Origin of the sequence: Photobacterium sp. OFAV2-7, assembly GCF_022347985.1 — a bacterium.
Classification (GTDB): domain Bacteria; phylum Pseudomonadota; class Gammaproteobacteria; order Enterobacterales; family Vibrionaceae; genus Photobacterium.
This window is the reverse complement of record NZ_JAKRFQ010000159.1, coordinates 1-7,495: the sequence shown is the minus strand read 5'-3', so window position 1 is coordinate 7,495 and position 7,495 is coordinate 1. Positions and strand designations below refer to the sequence as shown.

8 protein-coding genes are annotated in these 7,495 nt (G+C 48.6%); 1 reads left to right on the top strand and 7 read right to left on the bottom strand.

Going from position 1 to position 7,495, the window contains the following annotated elements; genetic code table 11:
- The 3 genes from secF to MHN01_RS10685 all read right to left on the bottom strand — a co-directional run.
- Positions 1-623 (bottom strand): protein translocase subunit SecF (gene secF, locus MHN01_RS10695; RefSeq protein ID WP_239411346.1); only part of this gene is annotated, 623 nt, incomplete at its 3' end.
- Positions 624-626: 3 nt separating this feature from the next.
- A complete protein-coding gene (gene secD / locus MHN01_RS10690) occupies positions 627-2,453 on the bottom strand; it encodes a protein translocase subunit SecD (protein WP_239411345.1) in 1,827 nt (608 codons plus the stop codon).
- Between the two features lie 250 nt (positions 2,454-2,703).
- On the bottom strand, positions 2,704-3,252 hold the full coding sequence (locus MHN01_RS10685) for a hypothetical protein (RefSeq protein ID WP_239411344.1): 549 nt from the start codon (positions 3,250-3,252) through the stop codon (positions 2,704-2,706).
- Between the two features lie 203 nt (positions 3,253-3,455).
- Here MHN01_RS10685 and MHN01_RS10680 point away from each other — a divergent pair, with 203 nt between their 5' ends.
- Positions 3,456-4,328 (top strand): NAD(P)-dependent oxidoreductase, encoded by an 873-nt coding sequence (locus MHN01_RS10680; protein ID WP_239411343.1) that lies wholly within the window; start codon positions 3,456-3,458, stop codon positions 4,326-4,328.
- A 138-nt stretch (positions 4,329-4,466) separates the two neighbouring features.
- Here the strand turns inward: MHN01_RS10680 and MHN01_RS10675 are convergent, their stop codons facing one another.
- From MHN01_RS10675 to MHN01_RS10660, 4 genes are all read right to left on the bottom strand, one after another.
- On the bottom strand, positions 4,467-4,787 hold the full coding sequence (locus MHN01_RS10675) for a hypothetical protein (RefSeq protein ID WP_239411342.1): 321 nt from the start codon (positions 4,785-4,787) through the stop codon (positions 4,467-4,469).
- A gap of 120 nt (positions 4,788-4,907) precedes the next feature.
- Positions 4,908-6,116: a NupC/NupG family nucleoside CNT transporter gene (locus MHN01_RS10670; protein ID WP_239411341.1), complete on the bottom strand. Its 1,209-nt coding sequence runs from the start codon at positions 6,114-6,116 to the stop codon at positions 4,908-4,910.
- Positions 6,117-6,594: 478 nt separating this feature from the next.
- Entirely contained in the window at positions 6,595-7,104 is a 510-nt protein-coding gene (locus MHN01_RS10665) for a porin family protein (RefSeq protein WP_239411340.1), read from the bottom strand.
- A gap of 183 nt (positions 7,105-7,287) precedes the next feature.
- Positions 7,288-7,495: hypothetical protein (locus MHN01_RS10660; RefSeq protein WP_239411339.1), on the bottom strand; the 208-nt coding region annotated here is incomplete at its 5' end.

Genomic DNA, 7,495 nt, shown 5'->3' with positions numbered 1-7,495 from the left:
AGCTCGCGGATCCGGTCTGCAATGATAATCGAGTCATTGAGTGAGTAGCCTAAGATAGCCATCACTGCTGCGAGCACAGTCAAGTTGAACTCCATCTGAGTCGCGGCAAAAAAGCCAAGCACGAAAATCACATCATGGGCTAGCGCAAACAGCGAGCCCGAGGCTAGTCGCCATTCAAAGCGGTAGCTGAGGTAGCCCAGAATACACAATACCGCCACCAACAGCGCCAAACCACCTTGCTCAGCCAGTTCCTGACCCACTTGCGGACCAACAATACTGGTATTTAATACACTGATCTCTGTCGCCAACGGGGCAAGAAGCTGATCGATAGACGGTGCTTGTTCAGAATTTTCCGGAACGGCATAACGCAACACCCAGCGTCCCTGCTCGCCGGCTGACACCACACTCACTTCCTGGTTAAGGCCTGCTTGTAGCAGTGGCTCAATTTCACTGCTGGTGATTGCCGGATTAAGCTGGATCTCGCTAACGACACCACCGGTAAAATCCAATCCCCAGTTTAATCCCCGGCTTGCTACCATAAATATCGAAATAACCATCAACAAAACAGACACGATGCTGGTGAAGTGTCGCCACTTGGTTGCATTTTTTATCATAAGACTCATCACTTAAACCCTCACTTCGCGGCTAGCATCACGTCCCCACACCAAGTTGATAATGGCGCGGGAAGCAAAAATTCCAGTAAACATACTGGTCAACAGTCCTAGCCCCAGTGTCAGGGCAAAGCCCTGAATCGGGCCGTTTCCTATGGCATACAACACGACGGCTGTAATCATCGTGGTAAAGTTGGCATCAAATATCGTGCTAAACGCACTACTAAAGCCACGATCTATCGCCTGGGCAAAACTACGCCCTTCCTTCAACTTGTCCTTGATCCGTTCAAAAATAAGCACATTGGTATCAACAGCCATACCGACAGTCAGCACCAAACCCGCAATACCCGGCAGTGTCAGTACTGCCCCCGGGATCAACGCCATCAATCCAAACAGCATCACCATGTTTGCCACTAGAGCAACGTTAGCCACCCAGCCAAGTCGACGGTACCAAGCCGCCATAAACAGCAGGGTCATCCCTAGCCCCAGAGCAAGTGCCGAAAACCCATTTTCGATATTTTCCGCCCCCAGTGTCGGACCAATTGTCCGCTCTTCGACAATCGTCACCGGAGCAGTCAGCGAGCCGGCTCGCAACAGCAAGGCCAGTTCCTGGGCATCCTGAATAGACCCCGCCCCAGTGATCCGGAAGCGATTTCCGAGCTGGCTCTGAATGGTCGCCACACTGATAATACTGCTGGTTTGTTTGGCATTCCCCTCACTATCACGACTGTATTCACTGAATGCCGTTGCCATCGGCTTGCCGATGTTGTCGCGTGAAAAATCAGACATCATTTTCCCGCCGGCATGGTCAAGAGTAATGTTCACCTCTGCCGTCCCCATCTCGCCAAAGCTGGCACGGGCATCAACAATATGATCTCCGCCCAGCACCGGTTTGCGTGCAACTCTCACCGGCCTGCCGTCTTTGTCCTTCATTTCCATGGTGCTACCGGTTCCCGGTTCTTTGACCGCATAGAAGGCCAGGCTAGCTGTTGCCCCAATAACACTTTTAGCGGCCGCGGGATCCTGTACGCCAGGCAGTTCAATCCGAATGCGGTTCTCTCCCTGTCGTTGCACCAAGGCTTCAGTTATACCGAGCTCCTCGATACGGCTTCGCATGGTTTGCAGGTTTTGCTGAACCGTGAGATTTCGCAGTGCGGTTTTCTCATCGTCTTTCAGAACCAGCTTTACGCCCGCTCCGCTGGCATTGGTTAGCTGCCAGTGCGGATAGCTTTGGCGAACAAACTGGCGTACCGCACTATTTGCTTTGGCATCTGGCAGGCGGACTATCAACGTATCCATGCCTGAAGCCTCGACGCGAGCGCCTCGGATCCCGTCCTGACGAAATTGCTGGCGAAGCTCATCACTAAGCTGTTCGCCTTGTGCCTTGAACACTTGATCAACATCTACATCAAGCAGAAACTGGACGCCACCGCGTAAGTCCAATCCCAGTTTAATCGGGGCAAAGCCCATACTCTGCAGCCACTGCGGGGCTGCAGGTTCCAATGCCAATGTCAGTACTGACTTGTCGTTGGCCTTATCATTTATAAGATCAGCCAGCACTGTTCTTGCTGCAGTCTGCTGACTGTCATTGTCTAGAACAACAGTAGTTTTGCCATCTTGCTGTTCAATACGTTTGACGGCTATTCCTTCATTAGTAAGCTGCTGCTGGAGTACCAGAACCAACGGGAGCTTCGAATTCGACGCGGCAATTTGCACGGCAGCATCCTCCCCATACCAGGTTGGAATTGCGCTGAGCAGCATGATCATAACGGTAACGACCAGCACCACGTATTTCCAAGCCGGATAGTGGTTAAGCAGCCGCTGTTGATTGGTTTTTCTCATTAGTAATGCACCATCTTTTCACCAGTGATAGAACTGGTGAAATAACAATCTGTCCTGAGTACACGACAATAGATTGCGGCAAGGCATAAGCTCGCAGCAACTTACTCGATGTAAACTCAGTAGGAGCCAGTCATTCTTGACATCAAACGGCCTTGGCCGACAGTGCCGAACGCTGGTTTAGGATCAGACAAGTCAGGTTTCTTGCTATAGCCAGCAAGACCCATCCGCAACTTGCGCTGATCAAGATTTCTCAGGTGCGGAGAAAAGGAGGTTGATAGATGGTGTAGGTGAGATTAGTCTCTTTCCAACCCGAAATTCGACACGAGGGCGGATTTGTATTCAACATCCAATTAAGGCTATCACTGAAGTTGACACAATAACCAACGACCAGAGAAGGTGCCGGTTCGACCGGTAATTCTATCGCCAGTTGATAAAAGGGCTGCACTTCTTCCGGATCATGGTGTACCAAACTGGCCATACGTGAAGAGTTGACCAATGCCGGGTCATAATCGCGATGTTCAGTGGAGTGTTGTTTTTGAGGCTGCGAACTGCCCTGCTGGAACTTGGACTCAGACTTAATCTCGGGCTTAGAACTGTGGTGCTGGGAAAAATCCCACACAAGCGTACCTTGTTCCGTCGCCGCCTGACTGCTGTCGGTATGAGCACTGGCATCGTTCAGAACAAGCTTGGAAGATTCGGTAACATGCTGACTGACACTGGCAGGCAACGCCAAGCGAATAACCGCTTGATCGGTTTCGGCATGAGCAAGCGAAGCAACGCCCAGACAGAACACCAACATTATTGCTCGAAATAAACTCGCCAGCATATATTCAACATCATAAATAAGAACCGAAACATCATAGGATGCCAACTGTAATTGCACAAGGGATTATTTGCCCTTGATCACACTTTCTATTTCTAGCCGCCGCTAAATAGCCATTGAATGTTAAAGGTTTGATCGTTATATTTCATCAACATACTGCATTACAGGGAAGCTAACACATGACAAGCAAACACATCGCATTTATCGGGCTCGGCACTATGGGCTTCCCAATGGCCGGACACCTGGCTAATGCTGGCCACCAAGTCACTGTCTATAACCGTACAATAGCCACAGCAGAAAAATGGGCGGCGCAATATGACGGTAACATCGCCCTAACGCCGGCAGAAGCGGCGAAAGATGCCGAATTTATTTTCACCTGCGTGGGTAATGATGAAGATGTCCGCCAGGTCTATAAGGCAGCCGATGGGATTCTGTCCACTGCCAAACAAGGAGCAATCCTTATCGACAACACAACAGCATCGGCCGAAGTTGCGCGCGAAATTGCCCAGGCGGCCTCGGAAATCAATACAGCTTTTCTTGATGCCCCGGTATCAGGTGGCGAGGCCGGTGCGGTCAATGGCTGTCTGACTGTTATGGTCGGTGGTAACGAGGATGTCTTTGCAAAAGCAAAACCAATCATTGACTGCTTTGCCAAAGCAACCACTTTGATGGGCGATGTCGGTTACGGCCAAATCACCAAGATGGCCAACCAAATCTGTATAGCCGGAGTGTTACAAGGGCTGTCAGAGGCCATTACACTTGCCAAATCAGCTGGCCTTGATATTGAAAAGATGACAGATGTGCTCAAGCATGGCGCAGCCGGATCCTGGCAGCTGGAAAACCGCGCTGTCACCATGGCCGAAGACAAGTTTGACTTTGGATTTGCGATTGACTGGATGCGCAAAGATCTTGGTATTTGCTTTGAGGCCGCGGAAAAGCTGGGTGTCGACTTACCGCTCGCCAAGCAAGTCGACGAAAAGTACAGCGAACTTCAAGAAAGAGGCTTCAACCGTGCCGATACCTCTGTCTTAATTAAACAGTTCGATAAATAATCGTCACTGAGTGACAGTCATACAGGCTGGCCTCTGCCGCTATTAGGAAGCAGATACCAGCCTGAACTCCAATAAGTGCGTGCAGGCAGCCTCGTTTCCTGACCTTCGCCGGAACGGGTTGCATGGTTAGCTCCATAGTCAAAACAAGCTAAAAATAGCTCCCCACAGACGGTCATTTGCTTCACGTTTCTCCTCAACATCACGCATCGCTTCATGAGTCGGTGTAAATTCTTGATATCGAGGTATCTGGTTATCTTTTTCTGACGAAGGCCCTGTCCGAAAACTAAAAGCAACATCTTCTTGCTTCTCACGCGTTTCCGTCGCGGCCTCAGGCGCGATCTCCTGACTAAACTCTGGTTGCTGGCTAAGCAATGCAGCATCATTCAAAAAGGTTTCTGCATAGCTCTGGGCTGATTGTAACCAGAGGCTAACTGCTAGTAGGATGACAATAGCCCGCATTGTATTAACCTGCCTATTATTTATCTCTGTCAATGACGCCATAATAAAACACTGTATTATACATTATCAAGGCATAAAAAAACCGCCATAGATATGGCGGTTTTTCTGGAAGGTGCAGAGTTACAGGCTAACAAAAATCCCTGCAAGTGCCGCACTCATCAGGTTTGCCAGCGTAGCAGCAAGTACAGCCTTAAAGCCCAGGCTCGCTACATCACCGCGACGCTCTGGCGCCATCACACCAATAGAGCCAATCTGAATGGCAATTGAACCGATATTTGCAAAACCACAAAGGGCAAAGGTAATGATGACCTGGCTTTGAGAAGACAGCGTTTCTTTGACATTAACAAAATCAAGGAAAGCAACAAATTCGTTCAGGATCATCTTCTGACCGATAAAAGCACCAGCCTGAAGCATTTCACTCGCAGGTACGCCAATGATGAATGCCAGTGGCGAGAAGATATACCCTAAGATGGCCTGCATCGTCAGGCTTTGAACACCGACCCATTCACCCACCATCTCAAGACCGGCATTGGCCATGGCAATAACACTCACAAAAGCAATCAGCATCGTACCAATCGCTACTGCGACCTTCATACCGTTCATCGCACCGGCTGCCAGTGCATCAATCGCGTTACTGTGATCGCTTTTAGCCATTTCAATGTCAGCTTGTTCTAGTGCCTTGCCCTGCTCCGGAACCAGAATCTTAGCCATCAGCAGACTACCTGGTGCCGCCATAAAACTTGCTGCAATCAAGTATTTCAGATCGACACCCAACCCCGCGTAACCGCCCAAAACACTACCTGCGACAGATGCCATACCACCAGTCATCACGGCAAATAGCTCAGAGCGTGACATTTTAGGGAGGAAAGGCTTCACCAGTAGCGGTGATTCACCCTGAGAAAGGAAGATGTTGCCTGTAGCAACCAGAGATTCTGCACGGCTTGTACCCAACGCCTTTTGAATACCACCACCGATCACTTTAATGACCCATTGCATGGCACCAAGATAATAAAGAAGGGAAATCAGAGCACTGATGAAAATAACGAGAGGAAGGACGCGGACTGCAAAAATAAAACCGGAAGTAGCTAGGTCACCAAACAGGAATTTTATTCCTTCATCGGCAAAACCCAATACGCTGGCGATGCCACTGCTCATGGCTCCCAACATCATTTGCCCTACCGGTACATACAATACCAAAGCGGCAAAACTTGCCTGTAAAATTAACGCTCCACCGACAGTACGCCAGTTGATTGCCTTACGGTTTTCAGATAGCGCCCAAGCGCATACTACCAGCACAAAAATACCGGCCAAACTAATTAACAACTGCATTATTTCGTCCTGTTGCTTCTAATAAATGGGATGCCGAAATATGAAGGTGTTACTGCCTGCTGCAATAGAGGAACCACTGCTCTCAGGGAGAAAGCAAAATAGGAGGGTTCTGAACGAGAATGTTCAGGAAATGGTGTGTCCGCCCATATATACAACATACAAGTCACCTTGATAACAAGCTAAAATAACGCCGGTCCAACTCCGTGGGTCGTTCACATATCCATGGTGACAGCTTGTAACTAAGGTGGCTGAACTCGATGGTTCTGGCCGGAAGCGGAGTATATAGAGATATAGATCACATTAACAACCCGAAAGCGGCTTTTTTTTGTGATCCAGATTTGATTGCGTATGAAGTAGGCAATTATTGCAGAATATGGTTTTATTTCTGCCAGCCAAGGGCCCGTGTGATTCCGTACGCGCAAAAACAACAAGAAGGGTATCATTCCCCTCTTGCTGCTTTAATCATCTGTCCAAAGATTTAGAACTTGTAATCGACAGAAAGGACAACTTGTTGAGAGTAATCAATCTTGGTGTTGTTCTCGCTGTAGTCCTGATCTAGGTAGCGGTAGGTCAAGTCTGTTGACCAGTTATCATTGATTTCATACATCGCGCCCACTTGTCCGCCCCAAACGAAATCCGACGAGCTTTCACCGGCAATCTTGCTGTCCGCAACACCTGCCGATACACCTGCGAACAAGTTAACCTGCTGGGCAACAGGAACCAGATAATCATAAGATGCCAGGAACATATTCTGTGATGACTTATCCATATAGCTGTATGTACCCATCACACGGTGATGATCATTTATGATGGCGCCACCACGTAGCTGATAAGTTGCATCTTCACCATTTTGGGCAGATTCACCTTTGATATTATCTTCCTGATAACCAACACCCGCACCAACGAACCAGTCAGTGTCGGCAGCGAAAGCCGGCATTGCCACAACAGAAGCCAAAGTAATGGTTGAGATAACGGCTAGTTTTTTCATCAGTGATACTCCTAAATGTCTTTATGCCAAGGGCGAAGCTTTTTCTCATGGCCCTTCGTTTTGTTGATGGCTAATCTACACCGCTTTACTGAACCCAACCTTAAAATAGAAAACAATGTTTTATATCTGAACTCTTGCTGAACACAGGCTCTTTCTTGAGGTTAATTATTGTTACTTCAAGTTTCATACAGCATCGAAGGAGCGGTATAGTTCTGCTCTGTTAAGTGATTTATTTTGCAGGATGTCTTTAGGAAAACTGTGTTCAGAATTGACTATCTGTTCGCGCAAGGCATAATTTGCAGATAAGAAATAACAGGCGGCTCTCGATGGCAAACGCTCGAATTCAGACGTTACTAACTTCCCCTTGTCAGGCTTGGATAGCCACGATTGC

Excerpts from the sequence above, each read along its gene's own strand:
- secD (WP_239411345.1), bottom strand. The coding sequence starts at position 2,453 with ATGAGAAAAACCAATCAACAGCGGCTGCTTAACCACTATCCGGCTTGG.
- MHN01_RS10685 (WP_239411344.1), bottom strand. The coding sequence starts at position 3,252 with ATGTTGGTGTTCTGTCTGGGCGTTGCTTCGCTTGCTCATGCCGAAACC.
- MHN01_RS10680 (WP_239411343.1), top strand. The coding sequence starts at position 3,456 with ATGACAAGCAAACACATCGCATTTATCGGGCTCGGCACTATGGGCTTC.
- MHN01_RS10675 (WP_239411342.1), bottom strand. The coding sequence starts at position 4,787 with ATGCGGGCTATTGTCATCCTACTAGCAGTTAGCCTCTGGTTACAATCA.
- MHN01_RS10670 (WP_239411341.1), bottom strand. The coding sequence starts at position 6,116 with ATGCAGTTGTTAATTAGTTTGGCCGGTATTTTTGTGCTGGTAGTATGC.
- MHN01_RS10665 (WP_239411340.1), bottom strand. The coding sequence starts at position 7,104 with ATGAAAAAACTAGCCGTTATCTCAACCATTACTTTGGCTTCTGTTGTG.